The 24,150-nt window shown below is 73.5% G+C and carries 21 protein-coding genes and 2 pseudogenes; 14 read left to right on the top strand and 9 right to left on the bottom strand.

Annotated elements, in window-relative coordinates; genetic code table 11:
* Nucleotides 1-7 precede the first annotated feature (7 nt).
* From ACFYR0_RS13670 to hmgA, 4 genes are all read right to left on the bottom strand, one after another.
* Nucleotides 8-1,204, bottom strand: a complete 1,197-nt coding sequence (locus ACFYR0_RS13670; RefSeq protein WP_389326071.1) for a CaiB/BaiF CoA transferase family protein — start codon at nucleotides 1,202-1,204, stop codon at nucleotides 8-10.
* A 79-nt stretch (nucleotides 1,205-1,283) separates the two neighbouring features.
* Nucleotides 1,284-2,435, bottom strand: coding sequence for a type ISP restriction/modification enzyme (locus ACFYR0_RS13665; RefSeq protein ID WP_389326068.1), 1,152 nt, complete (start codon nucleotides 2,433-2,435; stop codon nucleotides 1,284-1,286).
* Nucleotides 2,436-2,516: 81 nt separating this feature from the next.
* The gene (locus tag ACFYR0_RS13660) at nucleotides 2,517-3,266 is read right to left on the bottom strand and encodes a GntR family transcriptional regulator (protein WP_389326065.1); all 750 of its coding nucleotides are present in this window, start codon (nucleotides 3,264-3,266) and stop codon (nucleotides 2,517-2,519) included.
* 50 nt (nucleotides 3,267-3,316) lie between these two features.
* The gene (gene hmgA / locus ACFYR0_RS13655; protein ID WP_389326062.1) at nucleotides 3,317-4,672 is read right to left on the bottom strand and encodes a homogentisate 1,2-dioxygenase; all 1,356 of its coding nucleotides are present in this window, start codon (nucleotides 4,670-4,672) and stop codon (nucleotides 3,317-3,319) included.
* A gap of 230 nt (nucleotides 4,673-4,902) precedes the next feature.
* On the opposite strand from hmgA, the gene ACFYR0_RS13650 reads away from it, so the two are divergent.
* The 7 genes and pseudogenes from ACFYR0_RS13650 (at nucleotide 4,903) to ACFYR0_RS13620 (ending at nucleotide 13,675) form a co-directional block, all read left to right on the top strand.
* On the top strand, nucleotides 4,903-5,820 hold the full coding sequence (locus ACFYR0_RS13650) for a nuclear transport factor 2 family protein (RefSeq protein ID WP_389326059.1): 918 nt from the start codon (nucleotides 4,903-4,905) through the stop codon (nucleotides 5,818-5,820).
* 64 nt (nucleotides 5,821-5,884) lie between these two features.
* Entirely contained in the window at nucleotides 5,885-6,550 is a 666-nt protein-coding gene (locus ACFYR0_RS13645; RefSeq protein ID WP_389326056.1) for a TetR family transcriptional regulator, read from the top strand.
* Nucleotides 6,551-6,638: 88 nt separating this feature from the next.
* Nucleotides 6,639-8,870, top strand: coding sequence for a molybdopterin-dependent oxidoreductase (locus ACFYR0_RS13640; protein ID WP_389326053.1), 2,232 nt, complete (start codon nucleotides 6,639-6,641; stop codon nucleotides 8,868-8,870).
* A gap of 34 nt (nucleotides 8,871-8,904) precedes the next feature.
* Nucleotides 8,905-9,267: pseudogene (locus ACFYR0_RS13635) on the top strand (MFS transporter); the annotation flags it as partial.
* Nucleotides 9,268-9,515: 248 nt separating this feature from the next.
* Nucleotides 9,516-10,859 carry an ABC transporter ATP-binding protein gene (locus ACFYR0_RS13630; RefSeq protein WP_389326050.1) on the top strand — a complete coding sequence of 448 codons (1,344 nt, stop codon included), beginning with the start codon at nucleotides 9,516-9,518 and terminating at the stop codon, nucleotides 10,857-10,859.
* A gap of 301 nt (nucleotides 10,860-11,160) precedes the next feature.
* The gene (locus tag ACFYR0_RS13625; RefSeq protein ID WP_389326047.1) at nucleotides 11,161-12,549 is read left to right on the top strand and encodes an aldehyde dehydrogenase family protein; all 1,389 of its coding nucleotides are present in this window, start codon (nucleotides 11,161-11,163) and stop codon (nucleotides 12,547-12,549) included.
* Between the two features lie 43 nt (nucleotides 12,550-12,592).
* Nucleotides 12,593-13,675, top strand: a complete 1,083-nt coding sequence (locus ACFYR0_RS13620) for a Zn-dependent alcohol dehydrogenase (RefSeq protein WP_389326044.1) — start codon at nucleotides 12,593-12,595, stop codon at nucleotides 13,673-13,675.
* A gap of 226 nt (nucleotides 13,676-13,901) precedes the next feature.
* On the opposite strand, the gene ACFYR0_RS13615 is transcribed toward ACFYR0_RS13620, so the two are convergent.
* Nucleotides 13,902-14,546, bottom strand: coding sequence for a TetR/AcrR family transcriptional regulator (locus ACFYR0_RS13615; RefSeq protein ID WP_389326041.1), 645 nt, complete (start codon nucleotides 14,544-14,546; stop codon nucleotides 13,902-13,904).
* A gap of 89 nt (nucleotides 14,547-14,635) precedes the next feature.
* Between ACFYR0_RS13615 and ACFYR0_RS13610 the strand changes: the two genes are divergently transcribed.
* The 3 genes from ACFYR0_RS13610 to ACFYR0_RS13600 all read left to right on the top strand — a co-directional run bounded on the left by ACFYR0_RS13610 (nucleotide 14,636) and on the right by ACFYR0_RS13600 (nucleotide 16,807).
* On the top strand, nucleotides 14,636-15,787 hold the full coding sequence (locus tag ACFYR0_RS13610; protein WP_389326038.1) for an acyl-CoA dehydrogenase family protein: 1,152 nt from the start codon (nucleotides 14,636-14,638) through the stop codon (nucleotides 15,785-15,787).
* Between the two features lie 76 nt (nucleotides 15,788-15,863).
* Nucleotides 15,864-16,097 (top strand): YiaA/YiaB family inner membrane protein, encoded by a 234-nt coding sequence (locus ACFYR0_RS13605; protein WP_386377026.1) that lies wholly within the window; start codon nucleotides 15,864-15,866, stop codon nucleotides 16,095-16,097.
* 83 nt (nucleotides 16,098-16,180) lie between these two features.
* Nucleotides 16,181-16,807: a TetR/AcrR family transcriptional regulator gene (locus ACFYR0_RS13600; protein WP_389326035.1), complete on the top strand. Its 627-nt coding sequence runs from the start codon at nucleotides 16,181-16,183 to the stop codon at nucleotides 16,805-16,807.
* A gap of 19 nt (nucleotides 16,808-16,826) precedes the next feature.
* On the opposite strand, the gene ACFYR0_RS13595 is transcribed toward ACFYR0_RS13600, so the two are convergent.
* Nucleotides 16,827-17,288, bottom strand: coding sequence for a MaoC family dehydratase (locus ACFYR0_RS13595; RefSeq protein ID WP_389326032.1), 462 nt, complete (start codon nucleotides 17,286-17,288; stop codon nucleotides 16,827-16,829).
* Between the two features lie 149 nt (nucleotides 17,289-17,437).
* Between ACFYR0_RS13595 and soxR the strand changes: the two genes are divergently transcribed.
* A complete protein-coding gene (soxR, locus tag ACFYR0_RS13590) occupies nucleotides 17,438-17,947 on the top strand; it encodes a redox-sensitive transcriptional activator SoxR (protein ID WP_386377029.1) in 510 nt (169 codons plus the stop codon).
* Between the two features lie 400 nt (nucleotides 17,948-18,347).
* Here soxR and ACFYR0_RS13585 read toward each other — a convergent pair whose 3' ends face one another.
* Complete coding sequence (locus tag ACFYR0_RS13585; protein ID WP_389326027.1) at nucleotides 18,348-18,956, bottom strand: hypothetical protein; 609 nt, start codon at nucleotides 18,954-18,956, stop codon at nucleotides 18,348-18,350.
* Between the two features lie 205 nt (nucleotides 18,957-19,161).
* Here ACFYR0_RS13585 and ACFYR0_RS13580 point away from each other — a divergent pair.
* Nucleotides 19,162-19,772: pseudogene (locus ACFYR0_RS13580) on the top strand (penicillin acylase family protein); the annotation flags it as partial.
* A gap of 38 nt (nucleotides 19,773-19,810) precedes the next feature.
* On the opposite strand, the gene ACFYR0_RS13575 reads toward ACFYR0_RS13580, so the two are convergent.
* Nucleotides 19,811-21,115 carry a serine-threonine protein kinase gene (locus ACFYR0_RS13575; RefSeq protein ID WP_389326024.1) on the bottom strand — a complete coding sequence of 435 codons (1,305 nt, stop codon included), beginning with the start codon at nucleotides 21,113-21,115 and terminating at the stop codon, nucleotides 19,811-19,813.
* An 81-nt stretch (nucleotides 21,116-21,196) separates the two neighbouring features.
* A complete protein-coding gene (locus tag ACFYR0_RS13570) occupies nucleotides 21,197-22,435 on the bottom strand; it encodes an exo-beta-N-acetylmuramidase NamZ domain-containing protein (protein ID WP_389326021.1) in 1,239 nt (412 codons plus the stop codon).
* A gap of 208 nt (nucleotides 22,436-22,643) precedes the next feature.
* Between ACFYR0_RS13570 and ACFYR0_RS13565 the strand changes: the two genes are divergently transcribed.
* Both ACFYR0_RS13565 and ACFYR0_RS13560 read left to right on the top strand, forming a co-directional pair.
* Nucleotides 22,644-23,408, top strand: coding sequence for an SDR family oxidoreductase (locus ACFYR0_RS13565; protein ID WP_389326018.1), 765 nt, complete (start codon nucleotides 22,644-22,646; stop codon nucleotides 23,406-23,408).
* Nucleotides 23,409-23,493: 85 nt separating this feature from the next.
* Entirely contained in the window at nucleotides 23,494-24,087 is a 594-nt protein-coding gene (locus ACFYR0_RS13560) for a TetR/AcrR family transcriptional regulator (RefSeq protein ID WP_389326015.1), read from the top strand.
* Nucleotides 24,088-24,150: the final 63 nt, after the last annotated feature.

The following is a 24,150-nucleotide window of genomic DNA, read 5'->3' as shown; positions in this document are numbered from 1 at the left end:
TCCGCGCTCAGGCGGCCACACCGTCCCTGAGCAGTGCCGCGATCTCGCCGTCCGTCATCCCCGCGGCGCGCAGCACCGCCTCGGTGTGCTGCCCGAGCGCGGGCACATCGCCCATTCGCGCCTCGCCTCCACCCGGCAGCGTGATCGGCGGCAGCAGCGCGCGCAGCGGCCCGGCCGGCGACCCCACCTCCCGCCACCGCTCGCGCGCCGCCAGCTGCGGATGCGCCACCACCTCCGCCACGTCCCTCAGTCGTGCGCAGGCGATGCCCGCGCCCTCCAGCCGGGCCATCGCCTCGTCGGTGCCCAGCACCCCCAGCGCCTTCGCCACGGCGGCGTCCGTGCGCTCGCGGTTCGCCACCCGTGCCGCGTTCGTCGCGAACCCCGGGTCCGTTCCCAACTCCGGCTCTACCAAGACCTGTTCGGTCAGCCGCCGCCACTCCCGGTCGTTCTGCACCGACAGCAGCACCCGCCCGCCGTCGGCCGTGCCGTACGCGTCGTAGGGCGCGATGACGGCGTGTCCGAGCCCGGTGCGCGCCGGGGCGGACCCGCCGTGCATCGTGTGGTGCAGCGGATGCCCCATCCACTCCGTGAGCGCGTCCAGCATGGAGACCTCCACCGGCCCGCCCCGCCCGGTCGTCCCGCGCCGCACCAGCGCCGCCAGCACCCCGGAGAAGGCGTACATCGCCGCCGCGATGTCGGCCGCCGGGATGCCCGCCTTCACCGGCTGCCCGGGCGTCCCCGTCACCGACACCAGCCCCGCCTCGCACTGCACGAGCATGTCGTAGGCCCGCTTGTCCGCGTACGGCCCCGACGACCCGTAGCCCGAGACGTCCACCGCGACCAGCCGCGGGTGCGCCGCGCACAGCGTCGCCGCGTCCAGGCCGAGCCGGGCCGCCGCGCCCTGGGCGAGGTTCTGCACGAACACGTCCGCCCCGCCGATCAGCCGCCGTACGACGTCCAGCCCGCGCGGGTCCTTGAGGTCCAGCGCGACCGACTCCTTGCCGCGGTTGCACCACACGAAGTGCGAGGCGAGCCCCTGGGCCGCCGTGTCGTAGCCGCGGGCGAAGTCGCCGCCGTCGACCCGCTCCACCTTGATCACCCGCGCGCCGAGGTCGGCGAGCTGACGGGTGGCGAAGGGGGCCGCGACGGCCTGCTCGACGGCGACGACGGTGATGCCCTCCAGGGGCAGGGGGAGTCGGTCCATGGGGTGGATCATCGCCCGTGGCGGGCCGCCGTGTCAGTGGCGGCCGGCGTTCCGCCCGTGTGAGGCGGCGCACGGCGGCTCAGATCAGGGTGAACTGACCCTCCGGGCCCTCCTCCGCGTGATCCAGGACCGAGGCCGGCCGGCGCGACGAGGGAGGCGGCGGCAGGACCCCCGCCGTGTGCAGGTCCTGGGCGGTGACCGAGGTCCTCGACGCGTCGGGCACGGGGACGAGTTCGGCCAGCAGCGCCAGTACGGTGATCAGCTCCAGCAGCTCCGAGGTCCGGGCCTGGGGCCAGCCGGCGGGGCGGAGGGCGTCCAGGGTGCCCGCGGGGGCGTCCGCCGTGCGGGCCGTGAACCATGCCTCCAGCACCCGTGTGCCCTCCGCCTCGAAGTCCCAGGCCTGCGGCGGGACCGGGGAGACGCGGCCCTCGTCCAGGTGGAGGACCTCCTCCTCGCGGTCGTACAGGAGCGTGAGGGGGCGGGCCGGCAGGGGCGCGCGGACGTAGGGGCGGCGGCCGCCGGGGAGTCTGGGACGGTCGCCGTCGCGGCGCATCAGCCAGAGCAGACGGTGGCCCCGCCGTACGCCCCGTTCCCAGGTACCGGCGTCCTCGGTGAGCGGCACCGTGAGATCGGGGCGGGTGGCCGCCATGATCCAGGCCAGGACGTCCCCGGCGGAGACCTCTAGGCCCAGGCGGTCGGAGAGATGGCCGGTGAGCCCGGGGGCGAGATTGGGTTCCGCGCCGCCGGGGCGGCGGTACAGCGGCCGGACACGGCCCCGGCGGGGCAGGGGGAACAGGGAGGTGGCGAGTAGGGGGAGGCCCGGGGTGTCGGACGTCTCCACCACGAACACCTGGTGCTCGTCCGCCACCCGCCACAGCTCGGGGCGGGCCGCGTCGATCAGCCGGTGGTCGGGGATCAGCCACTGCTCGTCGAAGGGGGCGTGCAGCACACGTACCGGCTCCGGGCACGGGCCCGAGGCGCGGACCAGCCGCTCCGTGCCGCCGGGCCGGCCCGGCAGCTGGCCCACGGCGGTGTGCAGTCCGCGCGAGCGCGTCGGGACGAACAGGGCCTCGCGGTCCGGTCCTTCGGCCTTCACCAGGGCCGCCCAGCGGGCCGTCAGAGAGGCCGGGTCCGGGGCCACCGGCCAGGAACGGCCCAGCCGCGGGGCTGCGACGGACCACGGCATGAGGTCCGCGAGCAGCGGAGCGTCGTCGTTCGTCACGCCCGGCATGGTACGACGGCCCGGCAACGCCGGGGGCTCCCCGGCGGACACCCGTCCACCCCGTCGGGTCCGGCCCCGGCGGCGTCCGGCTCAGGTCGCGTCCAGGGTCACCGTGAAGGAGAAGCGGTCGCCGCGGTAGTGGATGACCACCACGTCCAGCGGGCGGCCGGCCGTGTCGTAGGTGACGCCCGTGTAGTGCAGGATCGGGCTGAGCAGCGGTACTTCGAGCAGCCGGGCCGTCTCCGGATCCGCGAGCCGGGCCTCGACGGTGTCCGTGATGCGGCTGATGTCCGCCCCCACCACGTCCCTCAGCACCTTGGTCATCGGCCAGCGCACCAGGTCGGCCGGGTCGATCAGGTCGGCCAGCTCGGGACGGACGTAGTTGCGCGCGTGGTTGGTCGGCTCGCCCGTCTTCTCGTCGGCGCGCAGCCGGTGGTAGGTGGCCACCTCCGCCAGGTCCGGGAAGTACCCGGCGAGTTCGGCCGGAGGGGCGGCCCGGCCCTCGTCCAGCAGGGTCGTCGTCATCCCGGACTGCTGGGCCACGATCGCGTCGACCGAGCCCAGCAGCTGTACCGGAGCGCCCCGCTTGACCCCCGGCTCGATGAACGTGCCCCGTCGGCGGTGCCGGGAGATCAGCCCCTCGTCCTCCAGCTCCTTCAGCGCCTGCCGCATGGTCAGCACGCTCACGCCGTAGTGCCCCGCCAGCTGCTCCTCGGTGGGCAGCCGCAGCGGGTCCCGCGGCGAGCGGCCCAGTATCGAGGCGCGCAGCGACTGCGACACCTGGTACCAGAGCGGCAGCTTGCGGTTGAGGACGATCGAGTCCGGGGCGAAGGAGGTCACGGGGCCATCCGTACCCTTTCGGGAATCTTCAGTGCAACAGGCCGACCGCGCTACAGCGCGCGGAAGTGCCGCTCCAGGCCCTGCCAGACGTCGTCGTAGCGCCGCTGGAGGTGGTCGGCGCCCGCCGCGTGCGGGGTGAGCGTCACGGGCCAGCGGGTCTCGAACATGAACGCCAGCCCGTCGTCGATCTTCTGCGGCTTCAGCTCGGCAGCGCTCGCCCGGTCGAAGGTCTCCCGGTCCGGCCCGTGCGCCGACATCATGTTGTGCAGGGAGCCGCCGCCCGGCACGAAGCCCTCTGCCTTGGCGTCGTAGGCGCCCTCGATCAGGCCCATGTACTCGCTCATCACGTTCCGGTGGAAGTACGGCGGCCGGAACGTGTCCTCGCCCACCAGCCAGCGCGGCGCGAACACCACGAAGTCGACGCCCGCGAGCCCCGGGGTGTCGGACGGCGAGGTGAGCACCGTGAAGATCGACGGGTCCGGGTGGTCGTAGGAGATCGAGCCGATCACGTTGAAGCGGCGCAGGTCGTAGACGTACGGCACGTAGTTGCCGTGCCAGGCGACGACGTCCAGCGGGGAGTGGTCGTAGGTCGCCGTCCAGAGGTTGCCGCAGAACTTGTTGACCACCTCCACCGGGCCCTCCACGTCCTCGTACGCGGCGACGGGAGCCTTGAAGTCCCTTGCGTTGGCGAGGCCGTTGGCGCCGATCGGGCCGAGGTCGGGCAGACGGAAGGGCGCGCCGTAGTTCTCGCAGACGTACCCCCGGGCGCTCTCGTCGAGCAGCTCCACCCGGAAGCGGACCCCGCGCGGGATCAGGGCGACATGGCCCGGCTCGGCGTGCAGCAGGCCGAACTCCGTGCGCAGCAGCAGCCCGCCGCGCTCCGGGACGATCAGCAGCTCGCCGTCGGCGTCGCTGAACACCCGGTCCATGGAGGCGTTCGCGTGGTAGAGGTGCACGGCCATGCCCGCGCGCTGCGTCGCGTCGCCGTTGCCGCCGAGCGTCCACAGGCCCGCCAGGAAGTCGGTGCCCTCCGCGGGCTCGGGCAGCGGGTTCCAGCGCAGCCGGTTGGGGTCCGGGACCTCCTGCGTGAAGGGGCCCGTGCTCAGCGCCCCGTTGTCGGTGCGGGTGAACGCCGGGTGCCCCGCCGACGGCCGGATCCGGTACAGCCACGACCGCAGGTTGTGCGCCCTGGGTTCGGTGAACGCCGACCCGCTCAGCTGCTCCGCGTACAGGCCGAGCGGGGCGCGCTGGGGCGAGTTGCGGCCCTCGGGCAGCGCGCCCGGCATGGCCTCGGAGCCGTGCTCGTTGCCGAAGCCGGAGAGGTACGAGCCCGCCAGCCCCTCGGCGGTCTTCCGCGCTGCCTCACGCTCGAACCCGCTCGCGCGGGCGGTGCCCCCATCGCTCATGCTCGCTGCTCCCTGCCGTCCGAGTTCATGGCGCCACGACGCCTCGGTCCCTGATTCCTATGTATCACCGTAGGATTCACTCGGGGGTGGGCGCAAGAGGGCCGGGGTGATCGGGCAGGACCGGGACGGTCCTCCTCCGGAGGGAGGCCCGGTCCGTCCTCTCCAGGGATGACGAGGACCAGACTCCAGGGGGATTCGCGGTGTCGGACGGGGGTTCTACGCTCGCCGTCATGTCGTGGACACGGAGATCCCTTGCCGCGCTCGCGGTCTGTGTCCTGCTGCTGACCGGATCCGCGGGCTGCCGGAGCGGTGAGCCCGGGGAAGGCGAGACCGATGCCTCGGCCGCGCCCGTCGGCCAGGTCCTCGACGACCGCGACGACCAGGGGCGGCCGTATCGCGAGGTGGACGAGGAGGACGCCCCCGGCGTCGGCATCGAGGTCCAGCCCGACCCCGACGGCGCCAGCTGGGACGTACGGCTGGCCCTGCGCGGCTTCCGTTTCTCGCCGCCCGGCGCTCCCGCCGAGGCGGCGCCCGGCCGCGGCTTCGCCCGGCTCTACCTCGACGGCCGGCCCGTCGCCGAACTGCGCGCCCCCGGCCACCGGCTGTCCGCCCTGCTGGTCCCGCGCGGCACCCACCAGGTCACGGCGCGGCTGTACGCCGACGACGGCACTGTGTGGGCCGTGAACGGGGAGCCGGTGGAGACCACGGCGGACATCACGGCGTCGGGGGAGGAGGGCTCGGGGGCGGAGTCCTCCGCCGAGAGGACGGTGGAGCCTTCGCGGTCCGGGTCCACCGGGGCTCCCGTCCCGTCCACCGGGGCTCCCCTCTCGCGGTCCGTGCCGTCCGTCTCGCGGTCCGTGCCGTCCGTCTCGCGGTCCGTGCCGTCCGTCTCGCGGTCGGCGCCCTCCGTCTCGCGGTCGGCGCCCTCCGCCTCGCGGTCGGCGCCCTCCGCCTCGCGGTCGGCGCCCTCCGCCTCGCGGTCGGTGCTCTCGCCCTCCCGGTCGGTGCTCTCGCCCCCGCGGCCCGGGCCGTCCGCCTCGCGCTCGGTGTTCTCGCCCTTGCGGTCGGTGCTCTCGCCCTGTCGGTCGGCGTCCTCCGCCCCGTCCGCCGGGGCATCGGCTTCCGCTTCGGTGCGGCCGCACCGTTGAGCAGACCGCCCGTCGCCCTCCGTACCCAGGGGCGTGGTTCACCCGATACCGGCGGAAGGGCATCATGAAACCCGTGCCCCACGCGACCCCGCTCCGCCGTGCCCCCGTGCAGCGGCGCAGCGCCGAACGGCTGACCAGAATCCTGGACGCCTGCGCCGACCTCCTCGACGAGGTCGGCTACGACGCCCTGAGCACCCGCGCGGTGGCGCTGCGCGCCGGGGTGCCCATCGGCTCCGTCTACCGCTTCTTCGGCAACAAACGGGCGATGGCCGACGCCCTCGCCCAGCGCAACCTGGAACGCTTCACCGCGCGCGTCCGTGAACGCCTCGCGGACATCGAGGCGGCCGGGATCGGCGGGAGCGGCCGGAACGGCGGGACCGGTGGCGAGGGCGGCGGCTGGCGCGCGGCCACCGACGCCGTGCTCGACGAGTACCTGGCCATGAAACGCACGGCGCCCGGCTTCTCGCTGGTCGACTTCGGCAATCAGATACCCGTCGGCTCCCGGGACGCCGAGCCCAACCACCGCGTCGCCGACCGCCTCATCGAGATGCTCGCCGCGTATCTCTCGCGCGAGCCGGACGAGGCCATGCGGCGCGGCCTCCTGATCGCCACGGAGACCGCCGACACCCTGGTGCACCTGGCCTTCCGGGTCGACCCCGAGGGGGACGAGCAGATCATTGCGGAGATGCGGGAGCTGCTCTACGCGTACCTGGTCCGGGTGCTGGGCTGAACACGACCCTCCCCAACATGCCTACCGGTCGGTATGCTCGGTCGGAGTCCAGGCGTCATCGCTGCCGCGAGCCCATCCGGGAGGACCCGTGTCCCGCACCGCCCTGCGAATCTGCCCTCTGTGCGAGGCCACCTGCGGGCTGACCCTCACGATCGAAGGAACCCGGGTCACCGGGGCCCGCGGAGACCGCGAGGACGTCTTCAGCCAAGGCTTCATCTGCCCCAAGGGCGCCTCCTTCGGGGCCGTCGACGGCGACCCCGACCGGCTGCGCGCCCCCCTGGTCCGCCGGGACGGCGAGCTGCGCGAGGCCACCTGGGAGGAGGCCTTCGACGCGGTCGCGACAGGACTGCGCACCGTCGTCGAGGCGCACGGCCCGCACGCCGTCGGCATGGTGCTCGGCAACCCCAACGTGCACACCATGGCCGGCGCCCTCTACCCGCCCGTCCTGCTCGCCGCCCTCGGCACCCACAGCCTGTTCACCGCCTCCACCGTCGACCAGATGCCCAAGCACGTCTCCAGCGGCCTGCTGTTCGGGGACGCCAACGCCATCCCGGTGCCCGACCTCGACCACACCGACCATCTGCTGCTGATCGGCGCCAACCCGCTGGAGTCCAACGGCAGTCTGTGCACCGCCCCCGACTTCCCCGGCAAGCTCAAGGCCCTCAAGGCCCGCGGCGGCACCCTCACCGTCGTCGACCCGCGCCGCACCCGCACCGCGAAGCTGGCCGACCGGCACCTCGCCGTACGGCCCGGCACGGACGCCCTGCTGCTCGCGGCGATGACCCAGGTGCTGTTCGAGGAGAACCTCGCCGACCCGGGCGAGCTGACCCCGCACCTTCAAGGTCTGGACGAACTCCGTGACGCCGTAAGGGACTTCACCCCCGAGGCGGTCGCAGGGGCCTGTGACGTCGAGGCCGACGAGATCCGCGCCCTGGCCCGCGAACTGGCCGCCGCCCCCACCGCCGCCGTCTACGCCCGCATCGGCAGCTGCACGGTCGCCCACGGCACCCTCGCCAGCTGGCTCGTGGACGTGCTCAACATCCTCACCGGCAACCTCGACCGCCCCGGCGGCGCCCTGTTCCCGCAGGCCGCCACCGACCGCACCCCCCGCCCCGCCGGACCCGGGCGCGGCTTCCAGCTCGGCCGCTGGCACTCCCGGGTGAGCGGGCACCCCGAGGCCAAGGGCGAGCTGCCGCTGTCCGCGCTCGCCGAGGAGATCGACACCGCGACACCCGAGGGCGAGCCGGTCCGCGCCCTGATCTGCGTCGCCGCCAACCCGGTGCTCTCCGCACCCGACGGAGACCGGCTCGACAAGGCGCTGGACTCCCTGGACTTCATGGTCAGCGTCGACCCCTACCTCAACGAGACCTCCCGCCACGCCGACGTCGTACTGCCGCCGCCCCCGCCCTCCCAGAGCCCGCACCACGACTTCGCGTTCAACACCCTCGCCGTGCGCAACCAGGTCCGCTACACCCGGCCCGCCGTCCCCCTGGAGGACGGCCGTATGGCCGAGACCGAGATCCTCGCCCGGCTCACCCTCGCCGCCACCGGGATGCACGGCGCCGAACCGGCCGCCGTCGACGCCATGGTGATCGACCAGACCCTCGGCCGCGCGGTCCGCGAGGAACACTCGCCCGTCCACGGCCGCGACCCGAAGGAACTCGCCGCGCTCCTGACCGGCGACACCGGCCCCGAGCGCCGCCTCGACATGATGCTGCGCCTCGGCCCCTACGGCGACGGCTTCGGCACCCGCCCGGACGGCCTCACCCTGGCCCGGCTGCTCGACCACCCGCACGGCATCGACCTCGGCCCGCTGCGGCCCCGGTTGCCGCAGCCGCTGAAGACCGCCAGCGGCAGGGTCGAGCTGCTGCCCGCCCCGATCGCCGCCGATCTGCCCCGGCTGCGGGAGGCGATGGGCGAACGCCCCGCCGGACTGCTCCTGGTCGGCCGCCGCCATCTGCGCTCCAACAACAGCTGGATGCACAACGTGCCCGCCCTCACCGGCGGTTCCAACCGCTGCACCCTGCACCTCAACCCGGAGGACGCCGAACAGTTCGGCGTCCACGACGGGAGCGACGTGACGCTGAAGGGCGCCGGGGGAGCGGTGACCGTGCCCGTGGAGGTCACCGACGCCGTACGCCGGGGCGTGGTCAGCCTCCCGCACGGCTGGGGCCACGACCGGCCCGGCACCCGGCTCAGCCATGCCGCGAAGAACCCGGGAGTCAACGTGAACCAGTTGCTCGACGGCACTCTGCTCGACCCGCTGTCCGGCAACGCGGTCCTCAACGGCATCCCGGTCGAACTGACACCCACGCTGTGACCTGGACTTTCGCGCTTATTGCTCGCACGTGCCGGCCGCAGCCCTCTGTGCGGGCATCGCCCTGCCGGTCCCAATGTGGGCCCTGGCGATGAAGCCGGCCGCCCGGGGTTCCGGCCTCGGCGTGGGCCAGTCGCTGTCCATGACCACCGTCGTCCGGGCCGCACCCGAGGGGGCCCGCTCCACCGCCCTCGCCCTGCGTCTGACCGGCAACCGCCTCGGCCAGGCCGCCGCACCCGTCGCGGCCGGACCGGTCGCCGGGGTCGCGGGCGTGGCGGCGCCCTTCGTGATGCTGAGCGCCCTGCTCCTGCTGTCCTCGCGCTTGGTCCTGCGCGCCCCGTCCGGGCCGGCGGCGGCGCCCCGTTCGAAGGCCGGGCCGCGCCGGGTGGCCCGACGCCGACACCGGGGCGGGCGGGGTGCCCCGCCGCTGACGTACCGGCCGCGCCCCGCCCGCCGGGTGCGCGGCCCGCGCCGACGCCCTGCCGCGGGCCGTCTCACCTGCTGGACACAGGAACTCGATCCAGCCATTCCTCTTCCCCGGGCGCACACATTCCGTTAGCTTCCGTGACCCACAGGCGCCTTGCGATCCGCACGGCGCGTCCGACCGTGGAGCACCAGCGCCCGCATGAGCCCCCGGGGGCACCCCTCATGACACGCGCCATCTCACTGCACGACGTCAGCAAGAGCTACACCAAGGGCACCCGTGTGGTGGACCGGCTCACGCTGGAGATCGAGTCCGGCGAGTTCCTCGTCCTGCTCGGCCCGTCCGGCTGCGGCAAGTCGACGGTGCTGCGCATGATCGCCGGACTGGAGGAGATCGACGAGGGGCACCTGCTGCTCGACGGCGAGTACGCCAACGAACTCCCGCCGTCCGGCCGGGACATGGCGATGGTCTTCCAGAACTTCGCCCTCTACCCGAACATGACCAGCCGCGACAACATCGGCTTCCCGCTGCGCATCGAGGCCCCCGGCGAGGACCCGCGCCCGCGCGTCGACGCCACCGCCCGCATGCTCGGCATCGAGGACCTCCTCGACCGGTTCCCCCGCCAGCTCTCCGGCGGCGAGCGCCAGCGCGTCGCCATGGGCCGCGCGGTCGCCCGCCACCCCTCCGCCTTCCTGATGGACGAGCCGCTGTCCAACCTGGACGCCAAGCTCCGCAACCATCTGCGCGCCGAGATCGCCCGGCTCACCAGGGAGTTGGGCGTCACCACGATCTACGTCACCCACGACCAGGCCGAGGCCATGTCGCTCGGCGACCGGGTCGCCGTGATGCGCGGCGGTGTCCTCCAGCAGGTCAGCCCGCCCCGTGAGGTCTACGCGCTGCCCCGCAACGTCTTCGTGGCCGCCTTCATCGGCACCCCGCGCATCAATCTGCTGCGCGGTCTCGTACGGGCCCCGCTCGGCGGGGCGATGACCATCAGCCTGGGCCGCCAGTATCTGCGGCTGCCCGAACCCCTCTCCCTGGACCACCAGTTGCTCCGCGTCCAGCAGGGTCGCGAGGTCATCGTCGGGCTGCGTTCGGAGGCCGTGCGGATCGCGGCGGCCTCGGCCGCGCGGCCCGGTGAGGTGCCGATGATCGGCCTAGTGGAGCACGTGGAGTTCCAGGGGCACGAGGTGCTCGTCCATCTCAACACCGGCTCCCGCCCCGCCGTCGTACCGGACCTGGAGGCCGCGCGTCCGGACCACGGTCCCCGGCGCCGCCGCCGCGACGGGGCCGGGGTGCTGGACCGGCTGCGGGAGCGGGCGGGCGCGCTGCGGTCCGGCTCGGTCGGGGTGCTGGAACGCCCTGCCGAGGCCGCCCCCGTGGTGGACCCCGCCCCGTCCGAGGGCCGGCTCCCCGGCGACCTCATCGTGCGCACCACCCCCGACTTCGACCTCCGGCACGGCATGCAGGTGCCGCTGCTGGTCGACCTCGCCCACCTCTTCGTCTTCGACCAGCACGGCGACCGCATCTGCCCGGCTCCGGCCCGGCTGCCGGACCTGGAGGAGTAGAGCCCCGGCGGGGTGACCGGCCAGGGCCGGTCCGGCCACCCCGCCGGATCAGTCACCCCGCCGGTCCGGTCACGCCGCCGGTCCGGTCACCCCGTGGGATCAGTCACGCCGCCGGTCCGGTCACCCCGTGGGACCAGTCACGCCGCCGGACCGTCACCCCCCTTGCGGGCCCCGTCTCGTAGTACTCCGTCCTCCGCCCCCGCCTCCCTCATATCGCCTCTCGGCCGGGTTGCCTCTGGCGCGAGAAAACTACCGCCGCTAGTTTAGTGGCGGACGCAGTCGCGATCTCGGGAGGTAGGCCATGAAGGCCCAGGACGGCATGTACATCGACGGCGCCTGGCGCCCCGCCGCGGGGCGGGACCTCATCGAGGTGGTCGACCCGGCCGACGAGGAGGTCATCGCCCGGGTCCCGGCCGGCACCGCCGAGGACGTGGACGCCGCCGTACGGGCCGCGCGTGCCGCCCTGCCCGGCTGGGCCGCCACGCCCCCGGCCGTCCGCGCCGAGCGCCTCACCGCGCTGCGGGACGTACTGCTGGCCCGCAAGGACGAGATCGCCGAGACGGTCACCGCCGAACTGGGCTCGCCGCCGGCCTTCTCGCAGGCCGTGCACGCGGCCGTGCCGATCGCCGTCGCCGGCAGCTTCGCCGAACTCGCGGCCACGCACGCCTTCGAGGAGAAGGTCGGCAACTCCACGGTGCTGCACGAGCCCGTCGGCGTGGTCGCCGCGATCACCCCCTGGAACTACCCCCTGCACCAGATCGTCGCCAAGGTCGCCCCCGCCCTCGCGGCCGGCTGCACGGTCGTCCTCAAGCCCGCCGAGGACACCCCGCTGACCGCCCAGCTCTTCGCCGGGGCAGTCCACGAGGCCGGTGTCCCCGCGGGCGTCTTCAACCTCGTCACCGGCCTAGGCCCGGTCGCCGGGCAGGCCCTCGCCGAGCACCCGGACGTCGACCTGGTCTCCTTCACCGGCTCCACCGCCGTCGGCAGGCGCATCGGCGCGATCGCGGGCGCCGCCGTCAAGCGCGTCGCCCTCGAACTCGGCGGCAAGTCCGCCAACGTCATCCTGCCGAGCGCCGACCTCGCCAGGGCCGTCAACGTCGGCGTGGCCAACGTCATGTCCAACTCCGGCCAGACGTGCAGCGCCTGGACCCGCATGCTCGTCCACACCTCGCGGTACGAGGAGGCCGTCGAACTGGCCCGGGCCGCCGCCGCCAAGTACGCCGACCGTATCGGCCCGCTGGTCAGCGCGGGGCAGCGCGACCGGGTGCGCGGCTACATCGACAAGGGTGTCGCCGAGGGCGCCCGCCTGGTCGCGGGCGGCCCCGCGGCCCCGCGCGAGAAGGGCTGGTACGTCAGCCCGACCGTCTTCGCCGACGTGACCGAGGACATGACCATCGCCCAGGAGGAGATCTTCGGCCCGGTGCTGTCGATCATCCGCTACGAGGACGAGGACGACGCCCTGCGCATCGCCAACGGCACCGTCTACGGCCTCGCCGGCGCGGTGTGGGCCGGTGACGAGGCCGAGGCGGTCGCCTTCGCCCGCCGCATGGACACCGGGCAGGTCGACATCAACGGCGGCCGCTTCAACCCCCGCGCCCCCTTCGGCGGCTACAAGCAGTCGGGTGTGGGCCGCGAGCTCGGCAGCCACGGCCTGGCCGAGTACCTCCAGACCAAGTCCTTCCAGTTCTGATCCAGTTGGCCAAGTCACCCAGGTTCCCAGGGAGTCGCCCGACATGACCGTCCGTGCCGCCGTCCTGCCCGCCATCGGCGCCCCGCTGGAGATCACCGACATCGAACTGCCGGACCCGGGCCCCGGCCAGGTCCGCGTCAGGCTCGCCGCAGCCGGTGTCTGTCACTCCGACCTGTCGCTGTCCGACGGCACCATGCGCCTCCCGGTGCCCGCGGTCCTCGGCCACGAGGGTGCCGGCACGGTCGTCGCCGTCGGCGAGGGCGTCACCCGGATCGCCCCGGGCGACGACGTCGTCCTCAACTGGGCTCCGTCCTGCGGGAGTTGTCACGCGTGCTCGCTCGGCGAGATCTGGCTGTGCGCCGACGCGCTGAAGGGCGCCGCCGCCGTCCACGCCCACACCGTCGACGGCACCGCGCTGCACCCCGGCCTGAACGTGGCCGCGTTCGCCGAGGAGACCGTCGTCCCCGTCGCCTGCGCGCTGCCCGCCCCGGCCGGCATCCCGCTCACCGACGCGGCCCTCCTCGGCTGCGCCGTCCTCACCGGCTACGGGGCCGTCCACCACTCCGCCCAGGTGCGCGAGGGCGAGACCGTCGCCGTCTTCGGCGTCGGGGGCGTGGGGCTGGCCGCCCTCCAGGCGGCGCGGATCGCGGGCGCCTCGAGGATCATCGCCGTCGACGTCTCCCCGGCGAAGGAGGAACTGGCCCGAACGGCCGGTGCCACCGACTACGTCGTCGCCTCCCCGGAGGCCCCGCGCGAGATCCGCGCGCTCACCGGCAGGCAGGGCGTCGACGTGGCCGTGGAGTGCGTCGGCCGGGCGGTCACCATCCGCGCCGCCTGGGAGTCCACCCGCCGAGGCGGCCGCACCACGGTCGTCGGCATCGGCGGCAAGGAGGAACAGGTCACCTTCAACGCCCTGGAGATCTTCCACTGGGGCCGCACCCTCTCCGGCTGCGTCTACGGCAACTCCGACCCGGCCCGCGACCTCCCGGTCCTGGCCGACCACATCCGAGCCGGCCGCCTCAACCTCTCCACCCTGGTCACGGAACACATCACCCTGGCCGAAATCCCCACAGCCTTCGAAAACATGCGAGCAGGCAAGGGAGCCAGAGCCCTGATCACGTTCTGAAGAGGCGAGGCTGCATCAATCCGCGCTCCCCTCCCCGACGCCCCGGCGGGCAACCCCCAAGGGGCGCGGGGAACTGCGCGAACCCGCGACGCACCCCGCGGCCAAAGACCGCACCGCAGCCCCACCTCCCCGACGCCCCGGCGGGCAACCCCCAAGGGGCGCGGGGAACTGCGCGAACCCACGACGCACCCCGCGGCCAAAGACCGCACCGCACTGCAGCCCCACCTCACCGCGCCGCCCCCGCAACCTCCTCATACTGCCGCTCCAGCCCATCCAGCAACGCGGCAAGCCCCGTCTCGAAGGCCCGCTCGTCGATCCTCTCCTGCCGGTCCGGCAACAGATGGGCCTGACCGAGATGGGGATAGTCGGCGGGATCGTACGCCGACCGGTCGTCGACGAAACCGCCCGCGAAGGAGCCCAGCGCGGAGCCCATGATGAAGTACCGCATCAGCGCCCCGATGGACGTGGCCTGCGACGGCGGCCACCCCGCCGCGACCATCGCGCCGTACACCGCGTCGGCGAGCCGCAGCGCGGCGGGCCGCCGCCCGGGCCCCTGGGCCAGGACCGGGACGATGTTCGGGTGGTCGCGCAGAGCGGCACGGTAGGAGACGGCCCAGTCGTGCAGCGCGGCCCGCCAGTCCCGGCCGCCCTCGAACATCGACAGATCGACCTGCGCGCTCACCGAGTCGGCGACGGCCTCGAGGATCTCGTCCTTGGTCCGGAAGTGGTTGTACAGCGACGGCCCGCTCACCCCCAGTTCGGCGGCGAGCCGCCGGGTGGAGACCGCGGCGAGCCCTTCCGTGTCCACGAGTTCCCGTGCCGTGGCGACGATCCGGTCGGTGCTGAGAAGGGGCTTGCGCGGTCGGGCCATGGCGCACATAGTAGGGCTGCATCCAGAAACTAGCAGTGCTAATTTAAAAGTCCGGCTTTCAAGATCCGTACTCTGTGGGGTGACTCGGCATGAACCTGGAGCTCAGCGAGGAGCAGACCGCCGTCCGCCGGCTGGCCCGGGACTTCGTGGAGCGCGAGATCGCCCCGCACGCCGCCGCCTGGGACCGGGCGGAGGAGGTCGACCGGGGCGTCGTGAAGAAGCTCGGCGCGCTCGGCTTCCTCGGCCTGACGATCGACGAGGAGTACGGCGGCTCCGGCGGCGACCACCTCGCGTACTGCCTGGTCACCGAGGAGCTGGGCCGCGGCGACTCCTCCGTGCGCGGCATCGTCTCGGTCTCCCTCGGCCTGGTCGCCAAGACGATCGCCGCGTGGGGGAGCGAGGAGCACAGGCGCCGCTGGCTGCCCGGTCTGACCTCCGGCGAGCAGGTCGGCTGCTTCGGCCTGACCGAACCCGGCACCGGCTCGGACGCGGGCAACCTCACCACCCGCGCGGTCCGCGACGGCGACGAGTACGTCATCGACGGCACCAAGATGTTCATCACCAACGGCACCTGGGCCGATGTCGTCCTGCTGTTCGCCCGCTCCACCGACGCCCCCGGCCACAAGGGCGTCTCCGCCTTCCTCGTCCCCGCGGACACCCCCGGCCTGACCCGCCGCGAGATCCACGGCAAGCTCGGCCTGCGCGGCCAGGCGACGGCCGAACTGGTGCTGGAGGGCGTCCGCGTGCCCGCCTCCGCGCTGCTCGGCGAGGAGGGCAAGGGCTTCTCCGTCGCCATGTCGGCCCTGGCCAAGGGCCGGATGTCGGTGGCGGCCGGCTGCGTCGGCATAGCCCAGGCCGCCCTGGACGCGGCCCTGCGCCACGCCGGTGAGCGCGAGCAGTTCGGCCGGTCCATCGCCCATCACCAGCTCGTCCAGGAACTGATCAGCGACATCGCCCTCGACGTGGACGCCGCCCGCCTGCTGACCTGGCGCGTAGCCGACCTCGTGGACCGCGGCCTGCCCTTCGCGGTGGAGTCCTCCAAGGCCAAGCTGTTCGCCTCCGAGGCCGCGGTGCGCGCCGCGAACAACGCCCTCCAGGTCTTCGGCGGCTACGGCTACATCGACGAGTACCCGGCCGGCAAACTGCTGCGCGACGCCCGGGTGATGACCCTCTACGAAGGCACCAGCCAGATCCAGAAGCTGCTCATCGGCCGTGCGCTGACCGGGGTTTCGGCGTTCTGAGTACGTGACTGCCTGAGTACGTGACTGAGTACGTGAGCGGATGTGGCGCGGGCCACGCCCGGCGAAGCTGTCCCCCATGAGTGACATACCCGCCAAGCCGCAGAACACGGCCGCCTTCTACGGTCAGGCCGTGGCCTCGTTCGCCGTCGCCATGGCCGCCACCGCCATCGGGATCTTCAAGCTGGAGGCCGACACCTGGGTGCGCGCCTTCCTCGGGATCGCCGTCCTGTACCTCGTGACCTCCGCCTTCACCCTCGCCAAGGTCATCCGGGACCGCCAGGACGCGGACCGGCCGACGTACCACGTCTGAGGGCCGCCGGGCGGGCGCTCTAAGCGGCCGCTCACCAGCGGCTGTATGGTGGTGCCCCGGTCAGCGAGAGGGGCGAACGAGCGATGAGTACGGCGGAGGAGACCACCGGCGGCGAGCCGCAGGCGTGGGACGAGGTCACGCCCGACGCGGCCCGGCGGCTGCTGGTGGCCGCGGTGGAGGCCTTCGCCGAGCGCGGCTACCACGCCACGACCACGCGTGACATCGCCGGCCGCGCGGGCATGAGCCCCGCCGCGCTCTACATCCACTACAAGACCAAGGAGGAGCTCCTCCACCGGATCAGCCGGATCGGCCATCAGAAGGCGCTGGACATCCTGCGCACCGCGGCGGCCCGCGAGGGCACCGCCACCGAGCGCCTCGCCGACGCCGTCAGCTCCTTCGTCCGCTGGCACGCGGGCGGCCGTACCACCGCCCGGGTCGTCCAGTACGAGCTCGACTCGCTCGGTCCCGACGCCCGCGCCGAGATCCTCGCCCTGCGCCGACAGGTCGACGGCGAGGTGCGCGGCATCGTCGAGGACGGTGTGGCCTCGGGCGAGTTCGACGTGCCCGACGTGCACGGCACCACCCTCGCCGTGCTCTCCCTGTGCATCGACGTGGCCCGCTGGTTCAACGTGGAGGGCTCGCGCACCCCCGACGAGGTCGGCGCGCTGTACGCCGACCTCGTGCTGCGGATGGTGGGCGCGGGCCGCTGAGCCCCGCGCCCGGCCGCCGTCAGAAGTAGTAGCGGGCCACCGACTCGGCGACGCACACCGGCTTGTCGCCGCCCTCGCGCTCCACGACGAAGGCGACGGCCACCTGCACACCGCCCTGGACGTCCTCGACGCCGGTGACCGACGCGGTGGCGCGCAGCCGGGAGCCGGCCGGCACGGGCGAGGGGAAGCGGACCTTGTTCGTGCCGTAGTTGACGCCCATCTTCACGCCCTCGACGCCGATCAGCTGCGGCCCGAACAGCGGCAGCAGCGACAGGGTCAGATAGCCGTGCGCGATGGTCGTGCCGAACGGCCCGCTCCTCGCCTTCTCCGGGTCCACATGGATCCACTGGTGGTCACCGGTGGCGTCGGCGAACAGGTCGATCCGCTTCTGGTCGACCTCCACCCAGTCGGTGTACCCCAGCTGCTCGCCCACCGCCGCCCTGAGCTCGTCGACGGACGTGAAGATCCTCGGCTCTGCCATGTCGTCCCGGCCTTCCCTGCGCATCACACGGTCACCATGTCTAAGCAACTGCTTAGCATGCTCGGGTGGAGGCACCCTGTCAACGGCGGGGCGCGTTGTCAACGGCCCACCCCGCCTCACCCGGTCGGGCGATGGGTAGGGTTCGGGGAGTGCCCCAGATTCCCGAGAAGATCCACGAGCTCACCGTCGGCCAGCTCTCCGCACGCAGTGGTGCCGCCGTCTCCGCCCTGCACTTCTACGAGTCCAAGGGCCTGATCAGCAGCCGCCGCACCAGCGGCAACCAGCGTCGCTACACCCGGGACACCCTGCGCCGCGTCGCCTTCGTCCGGGCCGCCCAGCGGGTCGGCATCCCGCTGGCCACGATCAGGGACGCCCTCGCCGCGCTCCCCGAGGAGCGCACCCCCACCCACGAGGACTGGGCCCGCCTCTCCGAGAACTGGCGCTCCGAGCTCGACGAGCGCATCAGCCAGCTCAACCGCCTGCGCGACCATCTCACCGACTGCATCGGCTGCGGCTGTCTCTCCCTCGACACCTGCGCCCTGTCCAACCCCGACGACACCTTCGGCGAGCGCATCAGCGGCTCCCGCCTCATGGTCGAACGCGGCACCACCCGCCCCCGCGACACCCGCCCGGCGCCACAGCCGGACCAGTGCTGCTAGGGCCCTTCTGGCGGATCTCCGCGGCGTCGCGACGCCCTCCACACCGCACGCCGATCGCACGCACCGAACGCCGCTCCTTCCCCCACGGAGATCCGTCAGAAGGGCCCTGGACCGGATTCAGGCCGGGTTCCGAAACCCCCGCCCGCAGCCTTCGCCCCGCACGGCTCTCGTGGCCGGTCGGGCGGCCGTCCGGAAGGGGTGCGGCATCCCCTGCGCACCCCCGGAACCCCGTATCGAGCGGACCCCCGTCACCTGCGGCCCCCGTACCTTGCGACCCCCGTGCCCTGCGGCCCCCGTCACTCACGCCCTCGTGCCCTGCCACCCCGTGGTCCCCGTGTGGAGCGGTCCTGTGCCGCTCCCTGCCCCGCGGTCCTGCGGGGACGGGGGCCGGGCGCGCTCCTCAGGCCGAGACGGAGACCAGTATCCGGTCCCGCCTGGCCTCCGCCAGCGCCGCGGGTGTCAGCACCGGGCGCGGGACGAGGATCCCGCAGTCCACGCAGACCGGCCCGGCCGACGGCTCATGGGCCAGGTCGTACGCCCAGACCAGCCGCTCCCCGTCGCACACCGGGCACGACGCCCCCGGCTCACGCTCCAGCGCGGCGATGATCCGCCGCAGCACCTCGGCCAGCGGCCCGCGAGGGTGGACCCGGGGGTCGTCGCACCAGGCGACCCCGAACCCGCCCCAGGTCAGCCGGTGCCAGTCGTCCACGCTGCCCGGCCGGCGCAGCCCGTCGTGCTTCTCCTTCCTGCGGCGCTGGGCGAACTCCGCCTCGTAGGCGAGCCACACCGCTCGTGCCTCCTCCAGTTCCTCCAGCGCGGCCACGAGCCGTGCCGGGTCGGGGGAGCGGTCCTCCGGGCCGAAACCGGCCCTGGAGCACAAGTGGTCCCAGGTCGCCCTGTGCCCGTAGGGAGCGAAACGCTCCAGGCACTTGCGCAGCGAGTAGCGCCGCAGCGCCAGATCGCACCGCGGATCACGCACCTGTCTAGCAAGACTCCGGAATCCGGCCATCGCCCTGCACCTCCGTCACATCTGCACCTGTACTTCGGTCAGTTCGGCGTCGTCGTACGGACGTCGCCCCATAGACGTACCGACACCCGATTCGGCTCCCTCCCGGTTCCCGGCCCCCGCGACCGCCCGGAAACCTGACGCATGTTCATCTTCGAACGCGGGATACCGGCGGTGACTTCCGCCCGTCCCGTCGGTAGGAGCCGCCATGCCGCGGCACACCCCACGCAACCTGCTCGACAGACTGAGAACTCCTCGCGGATTCGCCGAGTTCCTGAAGACGGCATCCGTATGCACCCTCATTGCCGGTCTTTTGTCTCCGCTTTCCCCGGCCGCCCCGCCGCGGCGGCGCCCGCCACCGCCGCGGCGGCCGTGGCGGACCACTGCGGCGGCCGCCGCGCGGACGTCCTGCCACCGGGCCGGAACGGCAACGCGCCCCTCGCGCAGATCCCGCTCAACCAGGCATTCGGCACCAAACCCACGCACTCCGCCGATCCGCTCGGCCCCTACGCCAGGCCTGCCACCGGCTACCCCGCACCCACCGAGTCCACACTCACCGCGTTCTTCAACGACGCCTCCTTCGGCGCCCCCGCCGACCAGGTCGCCTCCACCGTCCGCCCCGCCGGCCGCACCGACGTCACGATCGTCCGCGACAGGAAGACGGGCGTCCCGCACATCACCGGCACCACCCGCTACGGCACCGAGTTCGGAGCCGGCTACGCGGCGGCCGAGGACCGGCTGTGGCTGATGGACGTCTTCCGCCACGTCGGACGCGGCGAACTGACCTCCTTCGCCGGCGGCGTCCCCGCCGGCCAGGGCCGCACCGCTGACGCCATCCCGCACCCGGCGGCGGGCCGTCACCCGATCCGGCCCGCCGCCACCACCACCTGCGCCAGCTCCCGGTGCACGATGTCGCTGTGCGCACCGGCGGGCGGGCCGCCGCGCCGCACCACGGACGCCACGTCGACGTTCACGCACCCGGACGCCGGCACCCGGCCCGCCACCGCGTCGGCGAGCGTGCACACGCGCGTGCCCGGCAGCGCCTGGATGCCGTCGAACCCGACGGCGCCCCATCTCGCCCCGAGGGCCCGCCCGATGCCGAACCCGGCGACGGCGACGGACCGGTCGTCGCCCGCCATCCGCGAGGCCAGCGGATACATCGTGCCGAGCGCCGAGTCGTGCCGGGAGTGGCAGCACACGAGGGGGCCGTCCACCCGCGCGGGACACCCGTGCAGCGCGCCACGCGCGCGTGTGCCCGGCACCCGTTCGGCGAACGCGTAGTGCGAGAACGCCCCTTGCAGCAGGGTCACCGACCTCACCGTGCGCACGCCCCGGGGCAGACCGCGCAGCGCGAACGCCACCAGCCGGGCCCCGAAGCTGTGCCCGACCAGGTGCACGCGCACCCGCGGCGCCGCCTCGGCGAGCTGTCCGAGCACCGGGCCGAGCCCCAGCTCGCCCACCGTGCCCGCCCGCTGCTTCATCGCGTAGTACGTCGCCTGCCGCAGCAACTCCTGTGCCCCGTCCCACGGGTCGGGGAGGGAGAACGCGGCTGTGCCGCCGGGCGCCGAGCACACGGCGAGCCCCCGCGCGAAGTCCTCACAGACCTCCGCCACGGGCGCGGTCAGCATGGCGGGCCCGTTCTCGCCGGTGGTGTCGGTGGCGGTCAGCGCCCGCGGCCAGGCCCGCTCTTCCTCCACCAGCAGCCGTACCAGCCGCCCGAACTCGTCCAGTTCGCCGGCCCCGCGCGACGGCCGGCCGAGCAGCGCGGCGAGCCGCTCCACCACGTCGGCGCGGCCGGGGAAGGCCGCCAGCAGCGCGTTCAGCGTGTCCCCGTCGAGCCCGCCCCCCGCGGCCGGGGCGACGAGCGCGCGCGGGAAGTCCGGGATCGGCTCGTCCGGGAACCGCATCGACGGCCACACCACGCCCGCGTACCCGAGCACCGCCCCCGGCGCGAGGGCGGGGAACGGCTCCAGGAAGCGGCTGTAGAGCCCGGTCGCCGTCGAACGGTCGTTGTTCCAGCCGTGCGCGACGAGCACCAGGTCGGTGACGCCGCGCCGCGCCACCTCGGCGAGGAACCGCTCCCGGCGGCGCCGGTCGGCGTCACCGTCCGCGTCGAAGGTGAGCTCCCAGTAGGGAGCCACGCTCATTTCCACAGCTGCCATGACAAGCCCCCTCGTTCCCCGGACCACGCGCGGTGTGGCGCATCGTCCTGCCGGCGGGGGCGTCTGGCCATACGCCGGGGCTCACCGGTACAGCAGATACTCCCGCCGCACCCGCCGGAAGGCCGCCAGCTCCTCCTGCCAGCCCGCCACCACCTCGTCGGTGTCGGCCCCCGCGTCGATCGCGGTGCGCACCCAGGTGGAGCCGGTGAGCTTGTCGATCCAGTGGTCGGCGCGCCAGGCGAACCCGCTCCAGGTCCGCCTGGCCGTCACCAGCAGCGCGATCCCGGTGCGGACGGGGTCGTAGGCGGCCCGGTCGTGGACGTGGAGCTGCACGCCGCCGACGGTCCTGCCCTGGAACTTGGAGAAGGTCGGCGCGAAGTAGGCCTCCCGGAACCGTACGCCGGGCAGCTCCAGTTCGTTCGCGGCGGCGGCCCAGCGCCCGTCCAGGCCCTCCGCGCCGAGGAGTTCGAACGGCCGGGTGGTGCCGCGCCCCTCGGAGAGGTTGGTGCCCTCGAACAGGCAGGTTCCCGAGTACACCAGCGCGGTGTCCGGGGTCGGCATGTTCGGGCTGGGCGGCACCCAGGGCAGCCCGGAGGCGTCGTGGAACTCCGACCGCCGCCAGCCCGTCGTCTCCACGACGTGCAGCGGAACCGGCTCGGCGAGGAACTCCCCGTTGAACAGCAGCGCCAGCTCGGCGACGGTCATCCCGTGGGCCTGCGCGATCGGCTCTCGTCCGACGAAGGTGGCGAACTCCCTGTGCAGCACGGGGCCTTCGGCGGAGCGCCCGGTGACCGGGTTGGGCCGGTCCAGCACGACGAACCGTTTCCCCGCGAGCCGGGCCGCCTCCATGCAGTCGTAGAGCGTCCAGATGTAGGTGTAGAAGCGCGCGCCCACGTCCTGGATGTCGAAGACGACCGTGTCGACGCCGGAGGCGGTGAAGACGTCGGCCAGCGGGCGGCCGCTCTTGAGGTAGGTGTCGTAGACCGGCAGCCCGGTGGCGGGGTCGTCGTGGCGGCCCTCGGAGCCGCCCGCCTGCGCGGTGCCGCGGAAGCCGTGCTCGGGACCGAAGACGGCGGTGAGGTCCACCCGGTCGTCGGCGTGCATGACGTCCACGATGTGCGTCGCGTCCCGGGTGACACCGGTGGGGTTGGTGACGACGCCGACCTTCTGGCCCGCCAGCGCGGCGTACCCGTCGGCGGCCAGGCGCTCGAACCCGGTGCGCAGCCGGCGCCCACCACCCGCGGGGGCGGCCGCGGCGGGGGCCGTCGACGCCGCCAGCGCGGCGGTGGTGGCGAGCAGGCTTCGTCGGGACAGCTTCATGCGGTGACCTCCGTGATCCCAGCGGGTGTCATGCCCACGCACGCTAGCGCGGGGCCCGGCCGCACGGAACGAGGCCGACCGGGGACGTCCCTCGAAAGCCGCCTCTTCCTCTCGACATACCGACTGGTTAGTCTGGCGCTGCGCAGTGCCGCGCGCCCCGCAGTCGCGCGCCGCCGTCCCCGGCGGCGCGGTGTGCCGAAGGAGACCGATGGTGGAAGCCGTGCAGGATGCCCGAGTGGTCGTCACCGGGGCGGGAGGAGGCATCGGAGCCGCCCTCGCGCGCCGCTTCGCGGCCGAGGGGGCCCGTGTCGTCGTCAACGACCTCGACGCGGACAAGGCCTCGGCCGTGGCCGCCGAGATCGGCGGCGTCGCCGTCCCCGGCGACGCCTCGCTGATCGTCGAGGAGGCCAGGGCCGCGCTCGGCGGCGCCGTGGACGTCTACTGCGCCAACGCCGGCGTCGCCTCGGGCGGCACCGAGACGGCCGAGGACGCGGTGTGGGACCTCGCCTGGGACGTCAACGTCATGGCCCACGTCCGCGCGGCCCGCGCCCTGCTCCCGCACTGGCTGGAGCGCGGCGAGGGCCGCTTCGTCTCCACCGTCTCCGCCGCCGGACTGCTCACCATGATCGGCGCCGCCCCCTACAGCGTCACCAAGCACGGCGCCTACGCCTTCGCCGAGTGGCTCTCGCTCACCTACCGCCACCGCGGCCTGAAGGTCCACGCCGTCTGCCCGCAGGGCGTGCGCACCGACATGCTCGACGCCACCGGCAGCGCGGGCGACCTGGTGCTCGTGCCCACCGCCATCGAGCCGGACGACGTCGCCGAGGCCCTCTTCAAGGGCATCGCGGACGACCGCTTCCTCATCCTGCCGCACCCCGAGGTGGCCGCCTTCTACGAGGCCCGCGCCACCGATCCCGACCGCTGGCTGGGCGGCATGAACCGGGTCCAGCGGGCATGGGAGTCCGGCGCCTGACGCGTCCGTGGGAAGATCTCCCGTCAGGAAGCACTTCCCGCGGCGCACACCGCCCGGGGCATGAACCGAAAGGCAGGTGGCGGCAGTGGCCAGGACGACGGACGGGGACGGTACGCCCGTCCCGCAGCGGCTCCTGGCCGCCGCCACCCGCCTCTTCGCCGACCAGGGGTACGACCGCACCTCCGTGCAGGAGATCGTGGAGGCGGCCGGCGTCACCAAGGGCGCGCTCTACCACTACTTCGGCTCCAAGGACGACCTCCTGCACGAGGTGTACGCGCGCCTGCTGCGCGTCCAGCAGGAGCGCCTGGACGCCTTCGCGAACGCCGACGAGCCGATCGAGAAGCGGGTGCGCGACGCGGCCGCCGACGTGGTGGTCACCACCATCGAGAACCTCGACGACGCGATGATCTTCTTCCGGTCCATGCACCAGCTCAGCCCGGAGAAGAACAAGCAGGTCCGCGCCGAGCGGCGGCGCTACCACGAACGCTTCCGCGCCCTGATCGAGGAGGGCCAGGAGGCGGGCGTCTTCACCAGGGCCAACCCGGCCGACCTGGTGGTCGACTACCACTTCGGCTCGATCCACCACCTGTCGACCTGGTACCGCCCCGACGGCCCGATGAGCCCCCAGCAGGTCGCCGACCACCTTGCCGACCTGCTGCTGAGGGCACTGCGGCCGTAACGGGCCGACCACGGACGCGCATACGGGGGCACCTGCGGGCGCACACGTGAAGGGCATCCGTCG

This window comes from Streptomyces sp. NPDC005017 (assembly GCF_042873115.1).
Taxonomy (GTDB): Bacteria; Actinomycetota; Actinomycetes; order Streptomycetales; family Streptomycetaceae; genus Streptomyces.
Note: the sequence above shows the minus strand (reverse complement) of the source record. Positions and strands in the feature narration are given on the sequence as shown.

Bases quoted from the DNA above. Each gene is read 5' to 3' on its own strand.
- ACFYR0_RS13670 (WP_389326071.1), bottom strand. From the start codon at position 1,204: ATGGACCGACTCCCCCTGCCCCTGGAGGGCATCACCGTCGTCGCCGTC.
- ACFYR0_RS13665 (WP_389326068.1), bottom strand. From the start codon at position 2,435: ATGCCGGGCGTGACGAACGACGACGCTCCGCTGCTCGCGGACCTCATG.
- hmgA (WP_389326062.1), bottom strand. From the start codon at position 4,672: ATGAGCGATGGGGGCACCGCCCGCGCGAGCGGGTTCGAGCGTGAGGCA.
- ACFYR0_RS13650 (WP_389326059.1), top strand. From the start codon at position 4,903: ATGTCGTGGACACGGAGATCCCTTGCCGCGCTCGCGGTCTGTGTCCTG.
- ACFYR0_RS13645 (WP_389326056.1), top strand. From the start codon at position 5,885: ATGAAACCCGTGCCCCACGCGACCCCGCTCCGCCGTGCCCCCGTGCAG.
- ACFYR0_RS13630 (WP_389326050.1), top strand. From the start codon at position 9,516: ATGACACGCGCCATCTCACTGCACGACGTCAGCAAGAGCTACACCAAG.
- ACFYR0_RS13625 (WP_389326047.1), top strand. From the start codon at position 11,161: ATGAAGGCCCAGGACGGCATGTACATCGACGGCGCCTGGCGCCCCGCC.
- ACFYR0_RS13620 (WP_389326044.1), top strand. From the start codon at position 12,593: ATGACCGTCCGTGCCGCCGTCCTGCCCGCCATCGGCGCCCCGCTGGAG.
- ACFYR0_RS13615 (WP_389326041.1), bottom strand. From the start codon at position 14,546: ATGGCCCGACCGCGCAAGCCCCTTCTCAGCACCGACCGGATCGTCGCC.
- ACFYR0_RS13610 (WP_389326038.1), top strand. From the start codon at position 14,636: ATGAACCTGGAGCTCAGCGAGGAGCAGACCGCCGTCCGCCGGCTGGCC.
- ACFYR0_RS13605 (WP_386377026.1), top strand. From the start codon at position 15,864: ATGAGTGACATACCCGCCAAGCCGCAGAACACGGCCGCCTTCTACGGT.
- ACFYR0_RS13600 (WP_389326035.1), top strand. From the start codon at position 16,181: ATGAGTACGGCGGAGGAGACCACCGGCGGCGAGCCGCAGGCGTGGGAC.
- ACFYR0_RS13595 (WP_389326032.1), bottom strand. From the start codon at position 17,288: ATGGCAGAGCCGAGGATCTTCACGTCCGTCGACGAGCTCAGGGCGGCG.
- ACFYR0_RS13585 (WP_389326027.1), bottom strand. From the start codon at position 18,956: ATGGCCGGATTCCGGAGTCTTGCTAGACAGGTGCGTGATCCGCGGTGC.
- ACFYR0_RS13575 (WP_389326024.1), bottom strand. From the start codon at position 21,115: ATGGCAGCTGTGGAAATGAGCGTGGCTCCCTACTGGGAGCTCACCTTC.
- ACFYR0_RS13570 (WP_389326021.1), bottom strand. From the start codon at position 22,435: ATGAAGCTGTCCCGACGAAGCCTGCTCGCCACCACCGCCGCGCTGGCG.
- ACFYR0_RS13565 (WP_389326018.1), top strand. From the start codon at position 22,644: ATGGTGGAAGCCGTGCAGGATGCCCGAGTGGTCGTCACCGGGGCGGGA.